We start from the raw sequence: 25,820 nt of genomic DNA, 5'->3' as shown, positions 1-25,820 counted from the left end.
GGCGAACGCGGCGTTCAGCTAACCAATTTGAGTCCGACGACCGAGAAGATGATGCCGAGGATGCAACCGATGCGCAGCCAGCTCTTCGGCTCCTTGAAGAAGATCATTCCGACCACGGCCGCGCCGACGGTGCCGATTCCCGTCCATACGGCGTACGCCGTGGCCAGCGGAATCGTCTCCATCGCCTGAATCAGCAGTTGGAAGCTGATTACGAACCCGGCGATGAGGATGATGTTGTTCGTCCAATTGTTGTTTTGCGCGACGCGCTTGATCCCGATAACTCCGACCACTTCCAGCAATCCGGCGGCGATAAGCAGCCCCCAGTCCATTAGCCGTCACTTCCTTTGCTCGACAATTTCAGCCCGACGATGCACGCCAGCAGCAGGAGAATAAACGCGATCCTCATCGCGCTCACCGAGCCGGACAGGCTCATCTCCACGATCGTCGTTCCGAGCGTTCCCATTCCCGCGAATACGGCGTACACCGTGCCCACCGGCAGCACCTTGGTCGCCCGAATAATGAGATCGAAGCTGGTCAGCAGCGCGACGAGCACGATCAAGCCGGGAATTTCCTCGTACTTGAATCCGCTTGCCCACACGATCTCCAGCAGCCCTCCCAAAACCACGTAAGTCCATGCCCGCGCATCGCTGATTTTCTTATCCACCTTCTCCGCAGCTGGTTTTTCTGTCCCTGTTTTTTCTGCCTCTGTTTTTTCTGTCTGCGCTTCGTCCGTCACTGCTTTCGTCCCTCCCGTCATCGCCTACACCCTCCAGTATAAGTGAGAGCCGGCGGAACGACAAAACCGCGGCCGTTGGAGGTCGCGGTTGCCGGTATCTCTATGTTCAAAAGGGGACTTCATTCATATGCGGAGTGACGCGTAAACAAGTGATAGATTATGAAAATGACCATGCAAAACGCCGTCGTCAGGAAGCCCCAGCCCAGCGCGATCTGTTCGAGCAGCACGTAATTGTTGCAGAGCTGCACGGGCGCGATGACGTACAGCAGTCCCATTCCGGCGAAGAGCAGCGTGAAGCCGATTATGACCGCGCTTTTGGCCGCATAGCCGATTTTGGGCCAGCTGTCCCTTAGCGGCATGCCGCATAGGAGAGACAGGCTGACGAACTTGAACGCCTCCATTCCCGGGAAGGCCAACGCCTCGTCCATCGCGCGCGGCAGCATCCAGTATACCGCGATGATCGCGAACAGCAGGATGCCGGGAACGCCGTTATCGTTCCAGCGCTCCCAGAACCGGGGAAAGCGGATTTGCCCGTACTTCGCCATCAGGAAGCCGGACGCGACCAATAGCGGCATCTGCATATGCATGTGCGCGATCATAAGCGATTCCATCAGGCCGGCCACTGGAGGAAGAGCCAGCAGGATGAACAGTACAAGCCCGTATACGGACTGCTTCATCCTCCGTCCCCCCTTTCCTGATCGAGGATGCGGGCGACTTCGTTCGCCGCCTCTTCCGGCCGGGTGTAGTCCATCACGTCGATCAACGTTCCTGCCGGATCGACGAGGTAGAAGGCGGAATTATGCGCGAAGCCTCCGCTCTCATCCGGAATGACGATGACGCCGAACTCGTCCAACAGCCGGTTCAATTCGGTCCGATCAGGAACTCTGGCCATCCGCCACGTCTCTCCGTCGCTGTCGAAGAACGTCCTGTATTCCTCCAATCTCGCCGGGTCGTCCCTGTCCGGATCGAAGCTGACGCTCAGGAACACGATCTCTCGCCCAAGCCGCTCGGCGGGGATCGTCTCGTACACCCGTCCCATATTCCCTTCCAGTTGGACGCATACGGTCGAGCAGGCAGAGTAGAAGAAGGTGAGGAACACGTATTTGCCTTCGAACTCGGAGATCGAGTAGCTTCGGCCCTTGCTGTCCTCGAACGTCGTCTGCGGAAACGTCGGACGAGCGTCGAGCAGCCGGTTCACTCTGGCCGACTCCGCGGTATAGGCGGTGAAGCCGTCTGTTCCCCAGTAAAACAACGCGATTCCGAATAAAATGACGGCGAACGTCGCGAGGGAATTCGGACGAAGGCTCTTCATACCGACCGCCTACCAGGTGACGAAAGGCGGAGACCCCGGCGGAGCGTTGGCAATAAAGTTGACCAGCGGCGCGACGTAGGCCATCGCGACGAGCAGCAGCATCACAATGATCGTGCGGCCCCAGCGTTCGGTCCAGTACGGCGTGGCCGAAGCGTTCTCCTCGGCTTCCGCGAGCGGGAATTCGGTATGGCCTTTGGGCGCACGGAACATCAAGTAGTAAGCGGCGTACAGTTGAAGAGCCCCTCCGACGAGCAGGAACGCCGCGCCGATCACGACGAGAATCGTATACGGATCCCAGCTTGCCGCGACCGCATGGTCCCCATACGTTGTATAGGAGGTTCTGCGAGGCGCACCGAGCAGGCCGGAAATGTGCATCGAAACCGTCATGATCAGCATGCCGATCGTCCAGAAGATCGTCTGGATGACCCCCAGCTTGTTGATGCGCGGCGTCAATACGCGTTTGGAGACGAACGGAATCAACCAATAGCTGATGCCGAAGAAAGTCAGAATGACGGACGTGCCGACCGTCAGATGGAAGTGGCCGACGACCCACAGCGTATTGTGCACGACCTGGTTCAACTGGTTCGTCGTCTGTACGATACCGCCCGCTCCTCCGGGAATAAACGCGACCATCGCGATAAACGGGGCCAGAAACCGGACGTCGCCCCACGGCATTTTTTTGAACCAGCCGAGCAGCCCTTTGCCTCCAAGCTCTCTGCCGCGGCGCTCGAAGACGGAGAACATGGCGTACGCCGTCATCATGGAAGGAATGCCGATGACCAGACTCATGAAGACGTGCATGAATTTCAGCGACTGCGACATGCCCGGGTCGATAATCTGGTGGTGGAAGCCTCCGGGAATGTTCGTGATGACGAGGGCGATGATGACGAATCTCGTCAGCACGTCGCTGAACCTTCTTCCGCCGATCACCTTAGGCACGACGACGTACCAGGCGGACACCGCCGTCAAATACCAGATATTGACCAGCGTATGCCCGAACGACCAGAACAGCGTGCGGCTGACCATGACGTTGACCGTCTTCGTCCATCCGAACGCCCAAGGGATCAGCGTCAGCACCTCGACCGTCACGCCGAGGCTGCCGAAGAACAGCAGCACGAACACGCCGGTGGCGAAGAAGGATAGAATCGGCAGATGCTGTCCTCGGTTGTTTTTTCTCCAGGTGGCGACTTGAACGAAAGCCCCGAACGCGCACATCCACACGCCCAGCACGATAAACACCAAGCCGATATAGAAGTACGGGGACGCTTTCATCGGCGGGTAGAACGTATACATAACGGTGGCTTTGTTCATCACGACGGGAATGACGACGAATACGAAGCCTATGATTTTCAGCGCGAAGCCGATCCACGCCATTTTCCTGACTTTAGGCAGCAGACCGCCCAACGTGTGCGATAACGCCGCGTAGAAATAACCGATCGTGAAAAACGCGGTCAGCACGACGACCAGCACGATGCCGTGCGTCGTCAAAGCTTGATAATAAGTAAACCAGCTTGGCATTTCGAACAATCCTGCCCGTTCCGTCGCTTGCAGCAATCCCATGATGCCGCCCAGCAGCAGTGCCGCGAAGGCTACGAACAAATACGTTCTCGACAGGGCCGCGTCCTTCGGCTGGGCTCCCAGCAGCTTATTCAATCGACTCGCCTCCTCTATACGACTTTGATGATCGTGCTCATGTACTGGTGGCCGGCTCCGCAGTATTCGTTGCAGACGATCAAATATTCGCCCGCTTTACTGAACTTCTGCGAAATTTTCTGGATATAGCCCGGCATGACCATCGCGTTGACGTTGGTGCCCGCCACCTCGAAGCCGTGCGTCACGTCCTTGGAAGTCAAAATGAAATGCACGGTCGAGCCCGCGGGAATCTCGATGTCCACAGGCGTAAAGGCGAACGATTCCAACGACATGACCACTTCATACTCGTCCTCTCCGATCTTGTACACGCCCGGTTTGTCGAACGGAGCCGTCTCGTCCACCTTCTGCGGATCGATCGTCTCCATGTGACTCGGAGGCCCCATGTCCAGAGCGAACGTCTGGTACCCGGTGATGAGCATAAATACGACAATCAGGGAAATGCCGCAAACTAACCATATTTCTTCGTACCGATGCATTTTCAGCTTCATCTTAATCCCTCCCTCCGGCTACACTCTCGACATATACAGACCGAACACTACGACGAACAAAAGAGCAATAAAAGCTCCGAGCATGAATACGGAAAATAAAGTGCCTTTTTGCGAATGGACCTCATCGTTCCGATCCTCTTCGCGTTTCGGTTTCGCGGACTCCATCGCCGAACGCCCCTTTCGATGAATAATGGTTCCTGCTGTTATCGTAGCGGATCGGGAATTCGAGTTCGTGATACGAATCACATTAACGAAGAAAAAACGAAAAGCCCCGACAAGACGTCATGAAAACGTCAAATCGGGGCGTTACAGCCAGCCGTATACCGGTATCATCAAAATGGAAGTCGCGATTCCCGCCGCGGCCATCGAGAAGCCGCTGACGCCGCCCGCCCACTCCGAGTCCAGCAGCACGCGGGCCGTTCCGATCCCGTGGGAGCTCGTGCCGATGCCGACGCCGAGGGGAACGTCTCCGCGGATGCCGCATATCCGCATGAACGCCGGGCCGGCTACGCTGCCGAACAGGCCGGACAAAACCGAGAACACGGCGCTTAGCTCAGGAATGCCGCCCGTTCGCTTCGTGATCTCAAGGGCGATCGGCGAGGATACCGACTTCGTCAGCATCGACAGGAGCAGCTCTCTCGGACTTCCGGGAATATAGAGCAGCAGCAACACGGCGGCCAGGGAAAGAATCGAACCGGCGATTATGCCTAGAAGGACGGGACCCAGCATTCGGCGGATAGCGGCCGCATGCTTGTAGAGAGGAACCGCCAGCGCGACCGTCGCGGGACCCAACCCGTAAGCGATCCAATCTCCTCCGGCGCGATAGGCTTCGTACGGAATTCCCGTTACCGAGAGGAATACGATCAGAAATAACGAGGTGACGACGAGCGGGTTGATTCCGCGCCGTTTGCTCCTGAACCCTACCGCCGCGCAATAGACCAGCAGGGTCAACCCGACGCCGAACGCCGGGTTATCCAGCCACGTCGGCAGAGTCATGGACGTTCTTCTCCTTTCGGCTTAATCCCTTCGTCACGAAGCCGGAGACCGCCATGACGAGCAGCGTGCCGGGAACGACGCCGGCAATGACGTACATCCAATGCGACTGGATCATGTCCGCGAACGCGATCGTTCCCACAATCGCCGGTACGAAGAACAAGCCCATATGCCGGAGCAGCAGCCCGGATTCCTTCTCGATCCATTCCAGCTTCACGATGCCCGAGAACAGGGCGAGCGCGAGCAGAATCATGCCGGTCACGTTGGCCGGCAGCGGCAGACGGAGCCACGCCTCCAGCGCGACTCCCGCCAAATAGAACGCGATCAAGATCGCGATGCCTTTCACGATCGCTGACACTCCCTTGTCATAATGTAATTGGGGCGATTGCGCTTCTCCGTCTATTCTCTCTTGGGATGCGGGCGCTGGGAAGAGTTTTTTTCGACCCTCATGTAAAACGGAGCCTCCCTGGTCGCCAAGGGAAGCTCCGTTCCTTCGTTCATGCTTCATTTACTTAATCCGCCCGAAGCTCCTCCCTGCCGCCCAAGTACGGTCTTAGCGCGCGGGGAATGTAGACCGAACCGTCCTCCCTCTGATGATTCTCCAGCAGCGGGATCAGGATGCGCGGCGTCGCAATCGCCGTGTTGTTCAGCGTGTGGCAATAGCGCAGCTTGCCGGCTTCGTCCCGATAGCGGATGTTCGCCCTCCGCGCCTGAAAGTCGAGCAGATTCGAGGCCGAATGCGTCTCGCCGTAAGCTTGGCGGCTCGGCATCCACGTCTCGATGTCGTACTGCTTGTGCGTCTTCTGCGACATGTCGCCGATGCAGACGGCGACGATCCGGTAGGGCAACTCCAGCAGCTGCAAAATGCGCTCGGCGTTGTCCGTAATTTCTTGCAGCAGCCGCTCCGACAGCTCGGGGTCGTTCTCGCAGACGACGACCTGCTCGACCTTCGAGAACTGGTGTACGCGGTACAGCCCATGCACATCGCGCCCCGACGAACCGATCTCTCTGCGGAAGCACGCCGTCGCCGCCGCCAACCGGATCGGACCGTCCAGCTCGACGATCTCGCCCGCGAGGTACGATACCAGGCTCACTTCCGAAGTACCGACCAAATACCGGTCTTCTTCGGCGATCGAGAACACCTGGTCTTCACCCGTCGGGAAAAATCCGGTGTTCAGCAGCGCTTCGCCGCGCACCATCAACGGAACGTCCAACAGCGTGAAGCCCCGGCTTTCCAATACGTCCATTGCGAGTTGCTGTACCGCCCGGTGCAGATGCCAGCCCATACCTTTCAGTACATACTGGCGTGCGCCTCCGATCTTCACCCCGCGCGGCAGGTCAACAATGCCAAGCTTCTCTCCAAGCTCCACGTGGCTGAGGGGCTCGAATTCGAAGCTCGGGAGCTCCCCGACCCGCTTAACCTCCACGTTGTCCGCATCCGACTTACCCTCCGGCGTATCCGCCGATACGGGATTGGGGACAAGCTGCATCAGCTTCCGGCAGCTTGCCTCGACTTCGACCAACTCGGCTTCCAGCACGCCCAATTCGTCGTTTGTCGCCTGAGCTTCCTTTCTTGCCGGCTCCGCTTCCTCCGTCGCTCCTTGCTTCAGAAGCCTGCCGACCAGCTCCGACAACCGGTTGCGCTCCCCGCGCAGCCTCTCGACCTCGCGAAGCAGCCCTCTTCTCCGATCGTCCCGTTCGATCAGCTCCGCCACCGACAAAGCGATGCCCTTACCGTCGGCCGTCCGCTGCAGCAGTTCGCCATTCTCTCTTATATACGCCATATCCAACATTCGTTCGTCCCCCTCTATCCGCATCTCCTGCGGAAATCGTTCATAAATTCGGCAAGCGCCTTGCAGGCCTCCTCCGGCACCGCGTTGTAGGCGGAAGCGCGCAGCCCGCCGACGCTGCGGTGGCCGGCCAGACCGATAAAGCCTTCCCGCTCCGCTTCCAGCAAGAATTGCTTCTCCAACGTTTCGTCCGGCATTCGCCACGTCGCGTTCATCATCGAGCGATACGGCTTCTCCACGATCCCTCGATAAAATCCGTCCCCGGTGTCGATCGCTTCGTAGAGGAACCCTATTTTCCGCTCGTTCCGCTTCTCCAGTTCCGGGATGCCGCCTTGGCGTGCGGTCCACTCCAGTGTCAGCTTCATCATGTAAATGGCGTGGACCGGAGGCGTGTTATAGAGCGAACCGTGCTCGGCGCAGGTGCGATACTGGAAAATCGCCGGAATGTCCGCGTTGCCCGCCTTCAGCAGTTCTTCCTTGACGATGACGGCCGTCACGCCAGCGGGGCCGAGATTCTTCTGCGCAGCCGCGTAGATCAGCGAGAATTTCGTCCAATTCAGCCTGCGGCTCAAAATGTCGCTCGTCATGTCCCCGATCAGCGGGACCTCTCCGGTATCGGGTAAGTCGCGGAACTGCGAGCCTTCGATCGTATTGTTCGTGGTCATGTGAACGTAGGCGGTGTCGGGAGCGATCTCCATCTGCCGCAAGTCCGGGAGCCTCCTCCAACCCTCGGCCTTGCCGCTCGCCAACACTTCCGACTGACCGACCGTTTTCGCCTCTTTATAGGCTTTCTCCGCGAAGCTGCCGGATACGAGGTAACGCGCGGTTATCCCCGGCAGAAGGAAGTTCATCGGAACAAGCGCGAATTGGGCGCTCGCTCCTCCTCCCATGAACAGCACCCGATATCCCGTCGGCAGTCCGATCAGATCGAGCAGTTGTCTCTCCGTCTCCTCGACGATCCGCTCCACCGTCTTGCTTCGATGCGACATTTCCAGCAGCGACAGGCCCTGGTCTCCATATTCGACGAACGCTTCCTTCGCCCGCTCCAGCACTTCCAGCGGCAGCGCCGCCGGTCCCGGATTGAAATTCCAGCTTCTCTTCATGCTCCTCAACCTTCCCTTAGTTGGATGGATACGACAAAAGACGCCCCTCGTCCGAATTGGGACGAGGAGCGTCTGCTCGCGGTGCCACCCAACTTGACCGGAACGCGGCGCGTTCCGATCCTCTTGGTTCCGCGATAACGGGCGGGGCCGGTAAGCTTAGGATACGGCGCGGGCGACCGGGCCGTTCTTGACGAAAACGCCTCCGAGTTGGATGCTCTTCACAGGCATGATCCGAATGTTCGATTGTTGATTATACTAACGTCTTCACAGCCGTCTGTCAACAACCGGCCGTCAAAAAGGGAAAAACAGCGGAAGCACCGCGACCATGACGACCCCCATAATAATCTGGAGCGGCAGACCGACCTTGATATAGTGCGAGAACCGGTAGCGGCCGGCCGACATGACGAGCGCGTTCGGCGGCGTGGAGAACGGCGAGGCGAAGCACATGCTCGCTCCGACCGATACGGCGAACAGGAACGGATACGGGCTGACGCCCAGCTGCAGAGCGGCCGCGAGCGCGATGGGCGCAAGCAGGATCGCGCAGGCCGTGTTGCTGATGAACATCGTCAGCAGCGACGTCGTGAAGTAGACGCCCGCCAGCAGGAGAAGCGGTCCATAGCCGCCCAGCAAGCCGACCATTCCGTCGGACAGCAGCGCCGCCGCCCCCGTCTTCTCGATCGCGATCGACATCGGGATCATGCCGCCGATCAGCACGACGCTCTCCCAGTTGATCGTCTTGTAGGCGTCCTCCATGCTGCGCACGCAGCGGAACGCGACCATCAGCACAGCCGCGATCATGACCGACGCCACGGCCGGAATCAGCTCGGAGATGAGCAGCAGCACCATCAGCCCCATAATGCCGGCGGCGATCGGCGCCTTGTTGTCCATCGTCACCTTGCGCGCTTCCTCGATCGGCTGGCCGACGACCACGACGTCCGGCTCGGTGGCGAGCCGGGCGATGTCCCGCCACGTGCCCTGCACGAGCATCGCGTCGCCGAAGCGCATCTTCTCTTCCTTCAGGTTGTGCAGAAGGTATTGATCCTTGCGCTGGATGCCGAGAATGTTCACGCGGTATTTCTCGCGGAAGCCGGATTCCTTGATCAGCCGGTTAATAAGCCGCGAGGTCGGCGTGAGCATCACCTCGGCGATGCCGACGTCTTCCGTGGCGTACTGCTCGGAACCGGGCGCCTGCTTGTTCTCGGGGACGCGGCGGTCCATCATCTTCAGGCCATTGTCCAGCGCAAACGCCTGTACGCTCTCGAAAGGACCGTGCACGTACAAAATATCTTCTTCTTCGATGATCGTATGAGAAGCGGCAATTTCCTGGTTGATCGTCTTGAAAAACTGGTTTTTGGCCGAAATTTTGCGCCGGATCTCGATAATGTTCAGGCCGTGCTTGGCGGAGATATCAAGCTCGTGCAGCCGCTTGCCGCACACCGGCGAACCGGCTCCGACCTGAACGCGGTACAGGTTCTGCCTAAGCTGATATTGCCGGGCAAGGTCTTGCAGCGAGCGGCCCCGGCGGCCGTCGTCCGCATCCCGGTCGTTCTTCGGCAGGAACCTGCGAAGGAAGAGCAGCGCGACGACGCCTACGACGATGCAGACAAGGCCGATCGGCGTAAAGGTGAAAAACGAGACGGCCGTATATCCCGCCGCTTGAAGCGTCTCCTGGATGACCAGGTTGGGAGGCGTTCCGATCAGCGTCAGCATGCCGCTAAGGCTGCTGGCGAAAGCGAGCGGCATCAGCAGCCTCCCCGGATTCGTCCCCGCGCTCATCGCCAGGCTGACGACAATCGGCATCATGACGGCGATCGTCCCCGTGTTGCTGACGAACGCGCCGATCGCCGAGGTGACGACCATGATCATGACGAGCAGCCGGGTTTCGTTCGTGCCGGCCAGTTGGAGCATTTTGCTGCTGACCATTTTCGCCAGTCCGGTCTGGAAGATCCCCCCGCCGACGACGAACAAGCCGACCATCATAATGACGACGGAGTTGGAAAATCCGGACAGCGCCTCCCCGGGCGTCAAGATGTCGCACAGCATTAACAGAATAAGCGCTCCGACCGCTACCAGATCGGAACGCACTTTGCCGGATATGAAGAGGACAGAAGCAAGAGTCAGTACAGATAGAGTAACGATCATCGGTCCGTTCACGGTCGGGCTCCCGTTCGATAGATTGACCGGGCCGTCCCGCGGGACTCCCTGCCTTGCTCCCATTTAAGCACGGTTAATCCTCGTGCGTCAACTTCCCGCCGCGCAGCCCTCAGACTGCCCGCAAGCTCTTGTTCAAGAAGCGGTTCAGCCTCTCCGTGCAGAGCAGCATAATCGCGGCAAACATCACGAGAAAGAAAGGCAAGATCCCGATCGTGGAATACGACGCAAGCGCCCCCAGAAGAGGAGGCACGAAGGTGCTGCCCGTGTAAGCCGCGGCCATCTGGTATCCCATGATCGATTGCGAGTGCTTATTCCCGAACCGCGCAGGCGTCTCGTGCAGCAGGCAAGGAAAGATCGGAGCCAATCCCAAGCCGATGATCATGAATCCCGCGAGCGAAAATCCCGACGGCAAGGGCAGCGCGAGCAGCACCGTGCCGAACAAGGCGGTGAGCTGCCCATACCGGATGAGCGAGCGATTGTTCATCCTGAACGTAATAAACCCCGTAATCATGCGTCCGACCGTAATGCCGACGAAAAACAGCGACACCCACTCCGCCGCCGTCGATGCGGGCAGCTTTTTCATGCCGACAAGGAAGCTGCTTCCCCATAACCCCACGCTGGCCTCTATACCGCAATAGAACAGGAAGGTGATCATGGAGATCTTAACCCCCTTGATCTGCCACGGCTTCGAAAGCCCGGATTCGGCGGACTCCGACGCTTGCGCCTCGGATTCGCGACGGTCGTCCGGGCGGTTCGCGCTGCTTCTGCGGGCGACCTTATCCCATAGAGGAAGGGAGAATAACAGAATCAGCACCAGCACGCCCTGAACGGCGGCAACCGTGAGATAGCCTTGTCTCCACAAGGCCTCGCCGGATATATAGAAAGCCATGATCATCGGACTCAGCGTGGCGCCCACTCCCCAGAAGCAATGCAGCCAGCTCATATGATGCGCCTTGTAATGCAGGGCGACGTAGTTGTTCAGCCCCGCATCGACGGAGCCTGCGCCCAGACCGAGCGGAATCGCGAATACGATCAGCCATATCAACGAAGGCGACCAGGCGAATCCCAGCAAAGCCCCAGCTGTCAAAATGCAGCTTGCAAGCGTGACCAGTCCTACGCCATAACGCCGGATAACGGCTCCGCTGGCCAAGCTGGACACGATCGTGCAGCCCGCGATCACCATCGAGATCGCCCCGGCGGTGCCGATAGACGCGCCCAGTTCCGTCCTCATGACGGGCCATGCCGATCCAAGCAGGGAATCCGGCAATCCCAGGCTGATGAATGCCAAATATATAATCAGGATAAAAAAAGTGGCCATAAGTTGTGCTTGCTCCTTCGTGTCCGCGAAATTGCTCCGATCATAGCAGGAATGCCTTTCGCTGGCAAGAGCCGCGTAACGAACAGAGCGACCGAATGAACCGAACCTGAGCGATCGGCAGATTACATTTGACAACCGAGGAATTAGTACTATATAGTTCTAATATGACTGCAACCAATAGAAAAAAACCTTCCAATCGCGATGTCGTCATTCGCGTCGCTACCGCCCTCTTCCTGGAGAAAGGTTATCAAATCACCAGCATGGACGAGATCGTAGCGGCGAGCAAGGTGTCCAAAACGAATATTTATTATCATTTCAAGAGCAAGGAGGAGCTTCTCTCCGCTATCGTCGAAGGAATTGTCGCCCATTACGACCGGCTTATCGGCGAGACCGTCGGTCAAACGCAGCTGTCCGCAACGGAGAGAATCGAGCGGTTCGCCGCGCTGCTTACGGACAATCAGCCGGATAGCCTTGGCGGATGTCCTTTCCTGACGCTGTACGTGCAAACTTCGCGCGAGCAGGAATGGGTCAGAGAGGAGATCGGCCGGTTCTTCCGGAAGCAGATCGGCGCGGTTGAGCATCTGCTCCGGGAAGGCGTCTCCAGAGAAGAGTTCAATTCGCGCCTGCCCGTCCCCCAGACGGCCGCGTTGATCGTATCCGCGATCGAAGGCGCCTTATTCCTGCAGCATACCCGGCAAGATTCCACCCTCTTGTCCGATACGCTTCATACTTTAGCGAACCTGCTGAAGTAATTTTTTTACACCGAATTAGCACTAATCAGTACTATAAAATAAAGGAGGAACCCCTAAGTGAGTTCCATATTCGTAACAGGCGGAAGCGGCTTTATCGGACGACATGTATTGACGGCGTTGGCGAGCGGAGGACATCGGCTCTATGTGCTGGTCCGATCAGAGGAGAAGCTGAGGGAAACGTTAAAAGAAATGGGATGGCGGGATTTCTCTTCCCTCGTTCCTATACAGGGCGATCTGACGCAGCCTTCTCTTGGAATCGGCTCCGCCGATTTGCGGCTATTGACGGACGTCGAGGCGATGATCCATGCCGGGGGGCCGATGGATATTCTGCTGTCCGCGGACGAAGCGCGGCAAGTGTTCCTGAACTCCGCCCGCGAGATGGCGGACCTGGCGCGACGCTCGCCTCGTTTGCAGCATTTTATCCACGTTGTCGGGTTCAAATCTCCTTATTCGGAGCAGAACGACGGCGTCAGCCCGCAGGCAGATCATGGTCACAAAGCGCCCCCGTACGAGAAAATGAAATTCGAGTCCGATCTCTTCCTGCGCCGGACGATGAAGCAATCCGGAATTCCTCTGTCGGTCGTCAACCCGAGCGTCGTCATCGGCGATTCCCGCAGCGGGATTACCGAACAGACCGGAGGCTTCGGTCTTCTAGTGAACGCCGTGCGCAGAAATATGATGGGTCTTGTCCCCGGCGGAGACGATTATTGGCTTCCTCTCGTGCACGTCGATCACGTTGCGGCGTTCATTGCCGCCTTGGCGGAGGAGGATCGGCCCGTTAACGACACTTATTTTCTACTGGATAACAAGAAGGAAAGTCCCGGCATGAAAGAGCTTATCGGCACGATCGCCCGGGAAGTGCGCGTTCGCGCTCCCAAGGGCAGCGCGCCCTATGGGCTTGTCAAAGGCCTGCTTAATCTCGGGGCGGGCAAGCTGCTCGGCCTGCCTAAGGAGTCTATGGATTTTATCGTTCGCACCGAGTTCCCAACCGCTTCCAAGCTCGCCGTAGAAGCCAAGCACGGCTTGAACCTGTCGGTGTCCTCCCCAACGCTGCCCCTTGTCGTGGCGGATCTGGATTACCGGCTGAACCACGGAACGCTGCGTTTGCCGCCGCCATTCCGGCAGCATGCGCGGGCCGGATTGGCCACGATAGAGAGCGAAGGGCGCGGAACTCCGATCGTCATTCTTCATGGCGCTTTCAGCGCTTCCTACAATCTGCTTCCAATGGCGCAGCGTCTGGCCGAGTCCGGCCATCCCGTCTGTCTGGCGGATCTTCCGGGGTTCGGCCGCTCCCCCTACCACCATCGGGGCGTCGGCATGGAAGGATTCGAACAAGCGATCGTCGCCTTGATCCGCAGCTTCGATTCGCCGGTTCGGATCGTGGGCCATTCGTTCGGAGGATACCTTGCCGCGAGAATGCTGGAGGCCGTCCCGGAGCGCATTGCGGGTGCCGTCCTGCTCCAGCCCGTGCTGGAGCCCGTAAGCCAGACCTATCGTCATCCGTTCGCGACCAAGACTTCCGCGCGTACGCTGAGCGAAAACTCGATCAGGAAGCGGCTGATTCGTTCCAAGAGCTTCCGCGAAGCCGGGGAAATTCCGGAGGCGTACCCTTCGTTCATCCTGGAAGAAATGAAGTCCCCGCGCACGAGAACGACGACAGCAGAGGTCATGTCCCTGCTCTCTCGGCCGGATGTCTTCCGATTCGATCCGGGCAGTTGGAGCCCCGACCAAGTGTTTATCGCCTGGGGGCAGGCCGATGTCCGGCCCGACGTGCCCGAGGCTTACTCCCATTTGGACGTGACGCGTTTGCCTTATGCCCACCAGTTCCCGATCTCCCATCCCGGGATTGCGGCGGATTGGATTCTCGAAAGGTTATAGGAAACGCGCGAACGGGGCTGTCCCCCTTATGCGGTCTCTCGACACCGCTGGAGGGAACAGCCCCGTCCTTATTTATGAATTCACTCGGACTTAGGATACGGCAGGTTTTACGTTCATCAACTCGTTCAGAGCCTCTTTGATCGTTGAGGACGGGATCGCGAAGCCGATGCCCTGCGCTTCGGAGTTAACCGCTGTGTTCATCCCGACAACCTCGCCCCGCTCGTTCAGAAGCGGTCCGCCCGAATTGCCCGAGTTGATCGAGGCGTCGGTCTGCAGCAGATTCCGGTACGTATGGTCGCCTTGCTCGTCGGCTATCGTAATCTCTCGTCCTTTGGCGCTGAGAACGCCAAGCGTCATCGTGTGATCGAGGCCGTACGGATTGCCGATGGCGATCACCCAATCCCCGATGCTCGTCTGGTCGACATTGCCCAGCTCCAAGGCAGGGAACGCTTGGCCGTCCGGGCTCTCCACCTTCAGCACGGCGAGGTCGAGCTCGTAATTCGATCCTACGAGCTTGGCCGTCAGCGGCTCGTCGTAGCCTTCCACCGTCACCTTAAGCTCGTCCGCGTCCGCAATGACATGCTCGTTGGTCAGAATATAGCCGTCCGTCGAGAAAAAGAACCCCGTTCCCGATCCGGCCAATACCGGCTCGCTTGCTTGTCTCTGCTGGCCGCCTCCCCTGCCTCCGAAGGGACTTCTCATGGAATACGTCGGAACCGCGTAATTCTCGATCTTGACCACCGCCGGGCTGGCCGTCTCGAATACGGTTGCGATATCGCCTTTGGCCTTCACCGATGCCGCCGTGATTCCCGCTGCGGCCTCCGAAGCGCTGCCGGACGCTTCGGCCGCCGGCGCCTGCCCGCCGAACAGATTGCCGCGGTCCGCCGCATATCCGAATCCACCGACGAGCATCGCTCCGACCAGGAAGGAAGTCAAATAAGCCGCGAAAGAAGTGCCGTTCCTGCGTTTGCTCGGGCCGACGTCCCCAGGGGACGGCTGGGGCCGATAACCGGCCATTTCTTTCTCATAGGATGCCATTAGCGGGGATTGATATACCGTCATCGGCTCGCGCCCGTCGTTCGTTGTCTGCGTATCCGTCAAGTTGCGTTCGTTCATCTTCTACCATCCTCCCGTTGCCTTTATGCTTCTATCATGGAGGATGGAGCTTAAACGGAACTTAAACGGAAGTAAAAGATAGATGAAGATGGATAACGCGGATCGTTACAGCTTGAACTTGGCTACCGCGGCTTCCAGGCGAGCGCTTCTCTCCTTCAGCATCTCGGTCGTATCGGCGATCACCTTCGCCGCCTCCAACTGGTGGGCGGACATTCGCTCGATCGACTCCGTGCTTTCCGCCGTTCTCGCGGAAATGTGCGAAATCTGCTCCACCGACGCGGCGACTTCCTCGGAGCTGGCCAGCACTTCCTCGATAACCGCGGATACTTCCTGGATTTGCCCGTTCACATGTCCGAACTGTTCCATCGTGCGGCCGAACAGCGTCTCCGCCCGATCGGACAGCTCGGAGCCCAATCTCATCCCTTCGTTGCCGAGCTGCATTCTCTCGCCGATCTGCCCGGACTCCTGCTTGATCTGGTAGAGCAGGGAAGTGATCCGCCCGACGGATACGGCCGAAGCCTCCGCCAGCTTGCGCACCTCTCCGGCCACGACCGCGAATCCCGCTCCGTGCTCGCCCGCGCGCGCGGCTTCGATGGAAGCATTAAGCGCGAGAAGCTTCGTCTGGTCGGCGATGTCCGTAATCGATCTCAGCACGGGCTCGATCTCGCTCATATGCGAATTGAGAACCTGAACCGATTGGGACGTCTGCATGGCTACGTCGGCCATGGCCAGCACTTGCTCCTTCAAGCTGCGGATGGAACCGGCGCCCTCTTCCGCGGAATCCAAAGCTTCGCCAGACGCTCCGGTCACGCTGCCCGACGCGTCGGAAGCCCTCTGGATGGCGGCCGTAATGTCCTCCATCGACCTGGCGCTCTGCTCCGCGCCGATACGCTGGTTGCTCGCCCCCTCCGCCAGCTGCGCCGCCGCTTGCTCCAGCTCGACGTTCAGCGCGACCATCCGCTCCGCCTCGGAGCCGAACCGCTCGGTCGAATGCACGAGATCCCGGGCCGTGAGCGCGATATCCTTCATGACTTCCCCGAGCGTAACCCCGAGCCTCTCGATCATCTTCATCATGGCGGAATAAGCCTGGCCGATCTCGTCGTTCGAGCTTGAGCGACCTGCTCCCAGATGCGATTTCGCTTCCGCGAGATCTCCCCGGGCCATCGCTTCGGCGCCGCGAACGATCGTACCGAGAGGGCGCAGCGCGCGGGAGAGGAACAGCACGATCAAGCCGAAGAAGGCGATCGTCAAGACGCCCATCAGCACGAACAGCCCCGTGCTCTTCCCGATGACATCCTTGTAGATCGTCTCCGATACGCTGACGTCCGTATCGATTCCGATCGCGCCGATGATCTCTCCGTTCCCGTTGCGAAGAGGCGCGTAGGAAGAGATGTAGTTGCCGTATTCCGGGTTGCGAATAATGCCCGACTTGGCCGAACGGCCGCTGATGATCGCTTCGATCGCTTGCTCCGGCATATCCGTCACTTCCCCGATCGGGGAAGCCGCGTCCGAATCTCTCGGCTGGCCGTCGATCAGCAGCAGCGGCTGCTTGTTCTCGTCTATTTGCACCGTGTACACGTACATGGCTCCGATCTGCGCGCGGTACCGGTTCATTTCTTCGCGTATGCTCCAATATAGGTCGCTTTCTTGAACGTCCTGCAGGAAGCTTTCGTAAGCTCCCAGGTCGAACTGCCCCGCATAAGCCTCCGCGGTATGAATGCTGAAGTTGCCGATCGCCTCTTCGCTCGCCTTCTTCGTGTTCGCGATTTGCATGTAGACGAGCGAACCGGACAAGAGAATCAATATTGCCAGAATAAACGCCGATAGCTTCGATACGAGACGACTCCTGAATCTGATCATGGTGTCCATACCTCTCTGACTTTAGTCGAGGAATTAAAGAAATCCTTAGTACTTTCGACATGATTCCTGGTTTTTCCTTCCGAGAAACATGACAAATAGCCGCACCAGCCTCGGTCAAGGTCGGTGCGGCTCCATAATCGCTATTTCAATTCACGAGTTGCGGTCGCCCTGGTCGCCCTAGCCGCGATCCCGCTCCAGCAATTCGATGAACGTATCCAGCTGTTTCAGGGTCGATATGGGGTCCGTCGTAAAGTAAGTGTCCCAATCCAGGTCGTGCACCCGGTTGTTCTGAACCGCCGGCAGCTTGGCCCATATTCCGCTCTTCTTGATTTCCTCCGCTCTCTCCTTGCCGCCGTCCGCTTCCAGTACGGACAGGAATACGTGATCCGCGGACGCGTAGTCTCCGATGACCTCTTCCGAGATTTCGAGCATCGCCAGCTTCTGATCGATCACGTCCCGCTGAATCGCTTCCGGAGCCTTGAGCCCGAGAGCCTGATAAATCACGTAGCCTCCCATGGCGCTATTGCCGTAGATGAATTGATTTTTCGGCCGAATGTTCAAGATGGCGACCGTCTCGTCGGGGCCGATCAGTTCGGCCGCTTTAAGCTTGGCCTCATCCACTTTGGCATCGAAGCCGGCAAGCCATGCGGCGGCCTCCTCCTGCTTGCCCAGTATGTCGCCAAATTCGGCAATCTGCCCGCGCACATCATATTTGAGCCAGGGAATGAAAATCGTCGGCGCGATTTTCGCCAGTTGCTCGTACGTCTGCTCGACGTGTGTGACGATCAGATCGGGCTGCAGGGAAATGATTTTCTCCAGATTCAATCCCGTCCAAGGATCTCCCACGTCTTCGATCCCTGCCCACTCCTCCTTCAGCAGCGGATAGACGGACCATTCGTCGTCGGCGCCGACCGGCTTCACTCCAAGCGCCAGCATGGCCCCCGTATATTGAATGGATACGACGCGCTGCGGATGAGTCGGAATTTCCGTGCTTCCCAAGGCATGTTCGTATATTCTCTTGCCGCTTTCCTGTTCCGCTGCGGGTGTCTCGGCTCCCGATGCCGCTGCGGACGCGGGCGCGGACGTCTCCGCGGAAGGAGCGGCTGAGGGCGAAGCTTCGGTGCCCTTGTCTTGGCCGCATGCGGCGAGAAGCAGAAGAGAGATCAGTGCCCCCGCGATAAGCAGTCGATAACGTGATGTTGCCTTCATATTCATCCTCCTGATACTGATTCTCATTATCATAAGAATCATATCAAAGCGGGCATCCGCCCTCCATGTACGGGCGTAAGAACTTATTTGCACTCTCGTAAGGCGAACAGCCGAGAAGCATCTTCCAGCTGCCATAAGATGGACAGCGGATCGTAGCCGTGCCATCTCGCCATATCCACCTCTCGGACGCATTTGCCGGGAAGATTACCGAAGGCCGCCCATTCCGAAGATTCCAGCATACGTTCCGCGCGATCTCTCGCTTCCGGCGACCTGTCTACGGATAGTAAAATGCAATCTGCGGAAAACGCGGGAAGCACATCCTCCGGCTCGACCGGGATAAAATTGCCTTGGATCGATCGGGCTTGGACGCTGACGGGCATCCTCATCCCCAGTTCGTCGTAGATCACTTGGCTGCCCATCGCGCGGTTCCGATAGACAAAAGCCGCGTCTCCCCTAACATTGTAAATGAGGACGGTCAGTTCGGCTCCCGCTGCTTCGCGAATGGCATTCCGGGTTGCGTCGGCTTTGGCGGCGAACGCCTTCAGCCAGCCCTCCGCTTCCGCCTGCCGGTCGACGGCCATTGCCACTTCCCGGAAATGCCCGCGCCAATCCGACAAATACCAAGGGACGACCAACGTGGGACAGATGCCGCGATAGAAGCTCAACCGTTCCGGGGAGACGTTGTCGATGCACAGCAGCAACTCCGGCTCCATCCGCAGCAGTTCCTCGTCGGAGAAGCCCTTGTCCCAGCTGCGGCAGACGCAGCCTTGCTCGTCCATCCGCTCCTGATAGTCGCCGAACCCCCACGGAAATGTCACAGTCGCTGCCGGCACGATTCCGAGCGCAAGCAGATGGCGGGTTAAGTGCGGGTTCAGAGACACGATTTTTTTGTCGGATTTGACATAAGCGCTTGGAGACATGCCCGTGACGTTCTTGAATTTGCGACTCAAATAGTATTCGTCCCGATACCCGACCGCCTTAGCGATCTCGGCCAATCGCTCGTTGGTGAACAGCAGTCTCTCCTTGACGTGCCCGATGCGCACGTCTGCCAAGTAGTCGGTGAGACTGCTCCCGCTAACGGCCCTGAATTGCTGCGAAAAATACTCCGGACTGAGGTTGGCCATCTTCGCCAGCTCGTCCCTATGCAATTCTTCGCGGTAATGCTCCCGAATGTAGCGAATCGCACGCCGTATGGCTCCCTGCGAATCCTTCTGCTCCTCGGTGCGGCCAACGCAGGCTCGGAAGCATTCGTAGAGGAGCTCTTGGAACAGCAAGCGCCGACGATGGATCGCAAGCTCGTCCCGTTCGACGATGCCGTGCAGAGCGTTCGCCAGCTCCAAATAACGTCCTTCGTCCCCCGCATTCAGCTCGCCCTCCGGCAGCCATTCCGATAGGTCGGCGATCCAGATCGGCTCCCGACGATCGTTCTCCGATTTTCTCCATCGTTCGAACCGGATATGGTACAGATCCAAGCTGTTGAAATGCGGGGACGCCGTCGTCTTGGCCCCTGGGGCCGCATAGTAGCACCTCCCCATCGAGACGGGAATCTTCTCGTGACGAATCGTCAAATCGCCCATTCCGCCGATGACGACGAACAGACCGTGAGCGCGCTCGTCCGTCAATTCGGTCTGCGATTCGCACCGCCGCAAAGAGCTACTCGCCATCTCTTCCATTACGTTCGCTCCCCTCTCCGTGCTCCTCCGCGCTGATATCGATAGCTCATTATACCCGACGGCTTGCCATGCGCGCATCCGGCCGACTCCTTGGACCTCTAGCCTGCCTGCCCGGAACGTGCTACACTAATTCCAGTTTCGAGCAGGAGGCCCCGGTCCGTCATGTCCAAAGCTTATTTTAAAAAGTGGTATTTGATCGTATCCTTGATTCTCTCCCTTTATCTAGTCGGCGTTACGATTGTAAGCTTCACATCCGTCTCCAAGGAAATTAAAGCGCCGCTCGAAACGGCCGCCCACTACATTCTATGGTTGTTCATCGTTGAGTTGGGCGTGCTGTTCTTGATGACGAAAGATGTTCGCAGGTTCTTCAAGGAACAATGGCTGAGTATTCTCGCCGTAGTGTCTTCGATTTCCGTGACTCAGTTCGTCGATGCGGTCGTCGGTCTCGGTTCGTTAACGGGGTTAAGCGCTTTGAAGGGCTTGAAGGGGCTGCGGGGGCTCAAAGCATTGAAATCGCTGAAGCTGTTCAAAGCCACGAAAGGCGTCAAAGTGGCGAAGTCGTATAAAATCGGCAAAAAGGCGTCCAAGGCCGCCAAGGAAGTCGAGCTGTTGGAGCAGGAAGCCCGGCGCATTTGACCGGGCTTGTCCTTGTCTCCGCCGGCCCATCAGGCAGGGCGTCTGGCTACGTGGAGAGACAACACGATCAGCGCCAAAGCGATCACGGGATGCATGCCGCCAGCGGCCGGCAGATTGGCGGTCATATACTGGATAAAAATCAACCCGAACAACGCCAAGCTTAACCAGCGCGTTCTTATGGGAAGACCGCCGCTAAAGGAAAATACGATCATGAGCAGCGGAATAAATTCGAATAGATGCACGAAAACGACATGAGTTTTCCAATGCGACGAGTCTTGAAACAAGGCCATTCCCGCAATAAAGGTTTGCGCGACGATGCAGGCGACCAGCGCCCATGCGAGAACGCGAAATACGGTTCGGCCGACTCTCCCCTTGGCGTTCGATTTCACTTCTTCCATCCTTCTCCTCCTCCCCGGCTTTTGCCGCGCGTCCATCCGCCCCAACGCCATACTAGCAGCACAATGTTGCGGACTTGTGACGAAGCGTTACGGGTTTCGTGAAATTTCCCCGATGCTTCGCGGCAGCCTATATAATGTAGGGGACAAGACCGAGGAGGATACGGATTATGACGCGAACGCTGCTGCTGGTCGACGACGAGGATCAAGTCATTGCCTTCATGAGAACCTTCTTGCTGCAGGAGGGTTATCGCATCGTCACCGCATCAAGCGGGCCGGAAGCGCTGCGCAAAGCCCGCGAATCCAACCCGTCGCTGGCCGTGCTGGATTGGATGCTGCCGGGAATGAGCGGAATCGAAGTGTGCCGGGAGCTGCGAAAAATAGGGCGGATGGGTATCATCATGGTGACGGCGCGGGCGGAAGAGAGCGATAAAATCATCGGCCTGGAGGTCGGAGCCGACGATTATCTCACGAAACCCTTCTCCCTGCGGGAACTGGCCGCGAGAATCCGCTCCGTGCTGCGGCGTATGGAAGGGAACGATCCGCTAACCGCGACGATGGAACGGGGCGAGCTGTCGCTGTCGGAAGCACAATGCCGGGCGTGGAAACGCGGAGAGGAGCTGACTCTGACTCCGACCGAATTCAAGCTGTTGCTGACGCTGGCCGCCAAGCCCGGCATCGTGTACAGCAGGCTTCAGCTTCTTCAGGCTGCGCTCGAGGACGATATTCTGAACGACGAACGGACGGTCGACGCACACGTCAGCCGCCTCCGCAAAAAAATCGAGGACGACCCCGCCAATCCGCGGTACATCCAGACCGTCTACGGCTTCGGCTATCGTTTCGGTATCGGCCAATGACGGTTACGCGGAAGCTCTTTCTCTCGATCGCTTCGTTCGTAACTGTCGTCGCCCTTCTTTTCGTGCTGGTCACGCATTTCGTCATTAGAGAATCGTTCGAAGCGATGGCGGACAAAACGCGGGGAGAAACGCTGGACGCGCTGTCGGAGCAGTTCGTCGGCTATTATAGCCGTAACGGGAATTCGTGGAGCGGAGTGCAGGGGATTAAATTGGACGAAGCAGTGCTGGCGGATAAACGGGAGGTCAGCCTCTCGTTGCTGGCCAGCGATCGGACGGAGTTGTATTCGCTGGGCGCTACGCCCCCGAAAGCGATTAAAAATCTGGGGATAAAACGGATGCTGCGGACGGACGACGGGACGATCGCTTACTTGCATTATTACGACTCCGAAATCGCGGACATGTCCAGACTGCGAGTCGGCATTCCGGTGTCCGTCACTTTCCTGCTCTTGGCCGCGACCGTCCTGATCGTTCTCATCTCTTTGCTGGCCGCTTATTGGATCGCCAAAAGAATGACGTCCCCGCTGAGAAAGCTGATCCCGGCCATCGATCGTTTGAGGCAGGGCGAGCTCGGAGTTCAAGCCCCCGTCGTCTCGAAGGACGAATACGGCCAAGTCGCCGACGCCTTTAATGCGATGTCCGCTCAACTGCGGAACAACGAGGAACTGCGCCGCAATCTCGTCGCCGACGCGGCCCATGAGCTGAGAACGCCGCTGACGATCGTCCGGGGCAAGCTGGATTTAATCCAGCAGACGGGAGACGCCGTCGAACCGGAAAGTCTGCTGCCGCTTCAGGACGAACTGATTCGCCTGTCCCGTCTCGTGGAAGACCTGCACCTGCTCTCGCTGGCGGAGGCACGCAAGCTGCCGCTGGAGTTGAAGCCGACGAATATGGCCGAGCTGGCACACAGGGTCGTTCGACATCTGGAATCGGATGCGGCTCGCAAGAACGTTCGCCTGACGCTGAACGTCGAAGCGGACGAGCGGCCGCTCCGGGTCGATCCGAATCGGATGACCCAGGTGCTGCTCAACCTGACGGTTAACGCCATTCGCTACACGCCCGAGGGCGGGAGCGTTGCGGTGAACGTGCAGGAAGAGCCGTCTCATGGCGGGAGCGGCTCGGCGCTGACAATTGCGATTGCGGATACAGGCGTAGGCATCGACCCGGAACAGCTTGGGCACATTTTCAACCGATTCTACCGGACGGACGAAGCCCGCGCGCGGAACAGCGGCGGGATGGGCCTCGGTCTGGCGATCGCCAAGGAGCTGACGCTCGCGCATGGAGGAACGCTTGAGGCGGAGAGCCGCCCGGGAGTCGGCACGACCTTCGTGCTGAAGCTGCCCCGCTGACGGATGCTGCGGGTCTGCGCGTATCCGTTCAGCGGCGCCCTTTGGCCTGATTGGGGCTCGTATTCGACAACGTGGCGAGCATTCTTTCTCCCCGGACCATCTCGGATTGACACTCAGGGCATACGGGAACGACGGAAAACGTGAAATTATCTCTCATCCATCGCTTGCAGTCCTCCCCGGAGCAGTACCAGATGGCGGTCATTTCTTCCGGCAACTCTTCGAACGGTTTCTTCCGAGAATAATACACGTGCATTCCCTCTTTCTGTTATGAGGTGGTTACAACGAATAATAATGCCCCAAACTGCGGATTCTGAGCATGACCCCTGCATTTGAATGAAAAATAAAAAACCACATAGCGTACAAGGCTATTGCATAAAAGAATAACCCTATACGTTATGTGAATTGACGACACGTCTATAGTTCCATTATAGCTCATTCGGCTTGAAATAGCGAACGGCAACCGCCCATTCGCGGGATTGTTGTCAGAGCCGCTCTCCTCCGACCATCATCCCCAGCACCTTTGCCACGCTGTCGGAAATCAAATAGTCGGCCATGCCGTCCATCGGGGTCGCGCTTTTGTTGATCAGGATGAATTTGTCGCCTTCGTACAGTCTGACCAGTCCGGCTGCCGGCTGAACGGTCAGCGACGTGCCCGCGACGATCAGGACGTCCGCCTGCTTGATATACATCGCCGCTCGCTGCAGCAGATCCATGTCCAGACTTTCCTGATACAGCACAACGTCCGGCTTGACGACGCCGCCGCAGCGGGAACAGCGGGGATATTCCCCCTTCGACTCCAACACCTGCTGGAGCGAGTAAGCCTCCCGGCAATCCATGCAGAAGTTCCGATGTACCGAGCCGTGCAGCTCGAGCACGTTGCGGCTGCCGGCCTTCTGATGAAGCCCGTCAATGTTCTGAGTAATGACCGCGGCGAGACGTCCTTCCTTCTCCATCTCGGCAACAGCGTAATGGGCTCCGTTGGGCTGGGCGTCGGGATACAGCATTTTGCTTCTATAGAAAGAGTAGAAATCCGCCGTACGAGCCAGGAAGAAATCATAGCTCAAAATCTCTTCCGGAGCGATCCGCCCCCCGCCAGCCGCCTGGTACAGCCCATCCGCCGAACGGAAATCCGGGATTCCGCTTTCCGTAGAAGTACCCGCTCCGCCGAAGAACACGATATTCCGGCTCTCGGCCGCCACTTTCTTCAATCGCTCGAACTCCATCTCTTCCCCTCCGCATCGCTCGTCTTATGCAAATCCCATTTTACGCGACTTGTCTTCCGTCATCCACTCCTTGCTGCGGTCCTTGGCGTAGTCGGATTTCATTCCGGCGATCAGCCGCTCTAGATCGACTTCGTTCTCGTAATGCATCTGCAGCGCGGCCGAGGCGTACAGCTCACTGAGCTGGGCAAGCGTGAATCCGTCCGTTCGGCGTGCCGCCCGTTCAAGCTCTTCCTCGCTTGCGACGCGGCGCAGACCGATATGGGCCAAATAAGCGCGACGCATCTCCTCGTCCGGAGACTTCACCTCGTACGCCCGATCGAAGCGACCGGCCCGATTCATCAGCGCCGGATCGATCTTCTCCGGATAGTTCGTCGTTCCGATGAGATAGATGCCCTCCTTCGACGTTGCTCCGTCCAGCGTGTTGAGAAAGTAAGAACGACAGGAATCGGGCATGGAGTCGATGTCTTCAATAACGAGTACCATCGGCGCCATCTGCGACGCGGTATCGAACACTTCCTTGATCGAGCCGCTGCTCGTATACTCGGTAATCTGCCAATAGGCGACAGGGGCGCTCGTCGTAGACGAGATCGACTTCACCAACGTCGTCTTGCCGTTGCCCGGCTTGCCGTACAGCAGAATTCCCCGCTTGTAGGGAAGTCCGTAGGTTTGGAAAAAAGCGCGATCCTTGGAGAAAAACTCGTCGATCGAACGGTAAACCTGCGTCTTCAGCTCCCCTTCCATGAACACCTCTTCCCGGCCGACTGCGTACCCGACCGTTTTGCGCTCCTGCTCCAAACCGTCGCGGGTGTCGGTGAACACGATGATCTTCGGGTCGGCAAGCCTGCGTGCCCGCAATTCCTCCAGAAAACGCACCAGCCCCTCGTCCGAACGGCAGAAAATCAGATCCTCGTAACCGAGACCGTGCTGGGTCACTCTCGGAATTCTGGCCAGCGCGACAAGCTGCTCGCGGTACACGAACAGGTTGTTGCGCACGGCGGGCCGGATCGCATAACCCGCCCGCTGCGGATCGGAATCGGCGGCATACTCGAACACCTCCGTCTCGACCAGATCGAACAGGCTCGCCGCGTGTTCCACTCCGGCATAGCCGTCGCGCAAGTCTTCCTCCAGTCCGTTCCACACCTCGTTGCCGTCGTCCTGGTAATAGAGGCGGAAGCCTTCGCCATACCGCCCGCTCAGAAAATCGACGATCTCCTGAACGACGGCGATATAGTTGAAATAGCGTTCTGCATTCAGCGCTTCGCCGGCCCCGATCGACTTGATCAGAAAAGGAGGCTTGGCGGCAGTATTGGCGGTTATTATCGTCATGT

25 protein-coding genes are annotated in these 25,820 nt (G+C 58.4%); 5 read left to right on the top strand and 20 right to left on the bottom strand.

Annotated features, from left to right (window positions below):
• Positions 1-14: 14 nt before the first annotated feature.
• The 12 genes from B0G52_RS08125 to B0G52_RS08065 all read right to left on the bottom strand — a co-directional run bounded on the left by B0G52_RS08125 (position 15) and on the right by B0G52_RS08065 (position 11,547).
• The gene (locus B0G52_RS08125; RefSeq protein WP_094043021.1) at positions 15-329 is read right to left on the bottom strand and encodes a DMT family transporter; all 315 of its coding nucleotides are present in this window, start codon (positions 327-329) and stop codon (positions 15-17) included.
• The gene (locus tag B0G52_RS08120) at positions 329-757 is read right to left on the bottom strand and encodes a DMT family transporter (RefSeq protein ID WP_094043020.1); all 429 of its coding nucleotides are present in this window, start codon (positions 755-757) and stop codon (positions 329-331) included. The genes B0G52_RS08125 and B0G52_RS08120 overlap by 1 nt, the downstream gene beginning before the upstream one ends.
• 98 nt (positions 758-855) lie before the next feature.
• Positions 856-1,413 carry a hypothetical protein gene (locus tag B0G52_RS08115; RefSeq protein ID WP_094043019.1) on the bottom strand — a complete coding sequence of 186 codons (558 nt, stop codon included), beginning with the start codon at positions 1,411-1,413 and terminating at the stop codon, positions 856-858.
• Positions 1,410-2,048 carry an SCO family protein gene (locus B0G52_RS08110; RefSeq protein ID WP_094043018.1) on the bottom strand — a complete coding sequence of 213 codons (639 nt, stop codon included), beginning with the start codon at positions 2,046-2,048 and terminating at the stop codon, positions 1,410-1,412. The genes B0G52_RS08115 and B0G52_RS08110 overlap by 4 nt, the downstream gene beginning before the upstream one ends.
• A gap of 9 nt (positions 2,049-2,057) precedes the next feature.
• Positions 2,058-3,701, bottom strand: coding sequence for a cbb3-type cytochrome c oxidase subunit I (locus B0G52_RS08105; RefSeq protein ID WP_233162483.1), 1,644 nt, complete (start codon positions 3,699-3,701; stop codon positions 2,058-2,060).
• A gap of 14 nt (positions 3,702-3,715) precedes the next feature.
• Positions 3,716-4,189 (bottom strand): cytochrome c oxidase subunit II, encoded by a 474-nt coding sequence (locus tag B0G52_RS08100; RefSeq protein WP_233162481.1) that lies wholly within the window; start codon positions 4,187-4,189, stop codon positions 3,716-3,718.
• 306 nt (positions 4,190-4,495) lie between these two features.
• The gene (locus B0G52_RS08090; RefSeq protein WP_094043016.1) at positions 4,496-5,185 is read right to left on the bottom strand and encodes an LrgB family protein; all 690 of its coding nucleotides are present in this window, start codon (positions 5,183-5,185) and stop codon (positions 4,496-4,498) included.
• Positions 5,160-5,528 carry a CidA/LrgA family protein gene (locus B0G52_RS08085; protein WP_158223628.1) on the bottom strand — a complete coding sequence of 123 codons (369 nt, stop codon included), beginning with the start codon at positions 5,526-5,528 and terminating at the stop codon, positions 5,160-5,162. Before B0G52_RS08085 ends, B0G52_RS08090 begins: the two co-directional genes overlap by 26 nt.
• Positions 5,529-5,694: 166 nt before the next feature.
• On the bottom strand, positions 5,695-6,975 hold the full coding sequence (serS, locus tag B0G52_RS08080; protein ID WP_094043014.1) for a serine--tRNA ligase: 1,281 nt from the start codon (positions 6,973-6,975) through the stop codon (positions 5,695-5,697).
• Positions 6,976-6,989: 14 nt separating this feature from the next.
• Positions 6,990-8,075 carry a 3-phosphoserine/phosphohydroxythreonine transaminase gene (serC, locus tag B0G52_RS08075; RefSeq protein WP_094043013.1) on the bottom strand — a complete coding sequence of 362 codons (1,086 nt, stop codon included), beginning with the start codon at positions 8,073-8,075 and terminating at the stop codon, positions 6,990-6,992.
• 291 nt (positions 8,076-8,366) lie between these two features.
• Positions 8,367-10,229 (bottom strand): SLC13 family permease, encoded by a 1,863-nt coding sequence (locus tag B0G52_RS08070; RefSeq protein WP_094043316.1) that lies wholly within the window; start codon positions 10,227-10,229, stop codon positions 8,367-8,369.
• A gap of 109 nt (positions 10,230-10,338) precedes the next feature.
• Complete coding sequence (locus B0G52_RS08065) at positions 10,339-11,547, bottom strand: MFS transporter (protein ID WP_094043012.1); 1,209 nt, start codon at positions 11,545-11,547, stop codon at positions 10,339-10,341.
• A gap of 164 nt (positions 11,548-11,711) precedes the next feature.
• Between B0G52_RS08065 and B0G52_RS08060 the strand changes: the two genes are divergently transcribed.
• Positions 11,712-12,299: a TetR/AcrR family transcriptional regulator gene (locus B0G52_RS08060; RefSeq protein WP_094043011.1), complete on the top strand. Its 588-nt coding sequence runs from the start codon at positions 11,712-11,714 to the stop codon at positions 12,297-12,299.
• A 57-nt stretch (positions 12,300-12,356) separates the two neighbouring features.
• Positions 12,357-14,177 carry an alpha/beta fold hydrolase gene (locus tag B0G52_RS08055; protein ID WP_094043010.1) on the top strand — a complete coding sequence of 607 codons (1,821 nt, stop codon included), beginning with the start codon at positions 12,357-12,359 and terminating at the stop codon, positions 14,175-14,177.
• Positions 14,178-14,267: 90 nt separating this feature from the next.
• On the opposite strand, the gene B0G52_RS08050 is transcribed toward B0G52_RS08055, so the two are convergent.
• From B0G52_RS08050 to B0G52_RS08035, 4 genes are all read right to left on the bottom strand, one after another.
• Positions 14,268-15,293, bottom strand: a complete 1,026-nt coding sequence (locus B0G52_RS08050; RefSeq protein ID WP_094043009.1) for a S1C family serine protease — start codon at positions 15,291-15,293, stop codon at positions 14,268-14,270.
• Positions 15,294-15,398: 105 nt separating this feature from the next.
• Complete coding sequence (locus B0G52_RS08045) at positions 15,399-17,153, bottom strand: methyl-accepting chemotaxis protein (protein WP_158223627.1); 1,755 nt, start codon at positions 17,151-17,153, stop codon at positions 15,399-15,401.
• A gap of 177 nt (positions 17,154-17,330) precedes the next feature.
• Positions 17,331-18,362 (bottom strand): ABC transporter substrate-binding protein, encoded by a 1,032-nt coding sequence (locus B0G52_RS08040; RefSeq protein ID WP_158223626.1) that lies wholly within the window; start codon positions 18,360-18,362, stop codon positions 17,331-17,333.
• A gap of 83 nt (positions 18,363-18,445) precedes the next feature.
• Positions 18,446-20,035, bottom strand: a complete 1,590-nt coding sequence (locus tag B0G52_RS08035; RefSeq protein ID WP_158223625.1) for an AraC family transcriptional regulator — start codon at positions 20,033-20,035, stop codon at positions 18,446-18,448.
• Between the two features lie 162 nt (positions 20,036-20,197).
• Between B0G52_RS08035 and B0G52_RS08030 the strand changes: the two genes are divergently transcribed.
• Positions 20,198-20,671 carry an ion transporter gene (locus tag B0G52_RS08030; RefSeq protein WP_094043005.1) on the top strand — a complete coding sequence of 158 codons (474 nt, stop codon included), beginning with the start codon at positions 20,198-20,200 and terminating at the stop codon, positions 20,669-20,671.
• Positions 20,672-20,700: 29 nt separating this feature from the next.
• Here the strand turns inward: B0G52_RS08030 and B0G52_RS08025 are convergent, their stop codons facing one another.
• Positions 20,701-21,069: a DUF6220 domain-containing protein gene (locus B0G52_RS08025; protein ID WP_094043004.1), complete on the bottom strand. Its 369-nt coding sequence runs from the start codon at positions 21,067-21,069 to the stop codon at positions 20,701-20,703.
• A gap of 167 nt (positions 21,070-21,236) precedes the next feature.
• On the opposite strand from B0G52_RS08025, the gene B0G52_RS08020 reads away from it, so the two are divergent.
• Both B0G52_RS08020 and B0G52_RS08015 read left to right on the top strand, forming a co-directional pair.
• The gene (locus B0G52_RS08020; RefSeq protein ID WP_094043003.1) at positions 21,237-21,923 is read left to right on the top strand and encodes a response regulator; all 687 of its coding nucleotides are present in this window, start codon (positions 21,237-21,239) and stop codon (positions 21,921-21,923) included.
• The gene (locus B0G52_RS08015) at positions 21,920-23,269 is read left to right on the top strand and encodes a sensor histidine kinase (RefSeq protein ID WP_094043002.1); all 1,350 of its coding nucleotides are present in this window, start codon (positions 21,920-21,922) and stop codon (positions 23,267-23,269) included. Before B0G52_RS08020 ends, B0G52_RS08015 begins: the two co-directional genes overlap by 4 nt.
• 28 nt (positions 23,270-23,297) lie before the next feature.
• Here B0G52_RS08015 and B0G52_RS08010 read toward each other — a convergent pair whose 3' ends face one another.
• The 3 genes from B0G52_RS08010 to B0G52_RS08000 form a co-directional block, all read right to left on the bottom strand.
• Positions 23,298-23,516, bottom strand: a complete 219-nt coding sequence (locus tag B0G52_RS08010; protein WP_094043001.1) for a cold-shock protein — start codon at positions 23,514-23,516, stop codon at positions 23,298-23,300.
• Between the two features lie 235 nt (positions 23,517-23,751).
• Positions 23,752-24,492: an NAD-dependent protein deacylase gene (locus B0G52_RS08005; RefSeq protein ID WP_094043000.1), complete on the bottom strand. Its 741-nt coding sequence runs from the start codon at positions 24,490-24,492 to the stop codon at positions 23,752-23,754.
• A gap of 24 nt (positions 24,493-24,516) precedes the next feature.
• On the bottom strand, positions 24,517-25,818 hold the full coding sequence (locus tag B0G52_RS08000; RefSeq protein WP_094042999.1) for an AAA family ATPase: 1,302 nt from the start codon (positions 25,816-25,818) through the stop codon (positions 24,517-24,519).
• Positions 25,819-25,820 lie beyond the last annotated feature (2 nt).

It is taken from the genome of Cohnella sp. SGD-V74 (genome assembly GCF_003001675.1).
Taxonomy (GTDB): domain Bacteria; phylum Bacillota; class Bacilli; order Paenibacillales; family Paenibacillaceae; genus Cohnella.
This window is presented reverse-complemented; position numbering and strand designations above follow the sequence as displayed.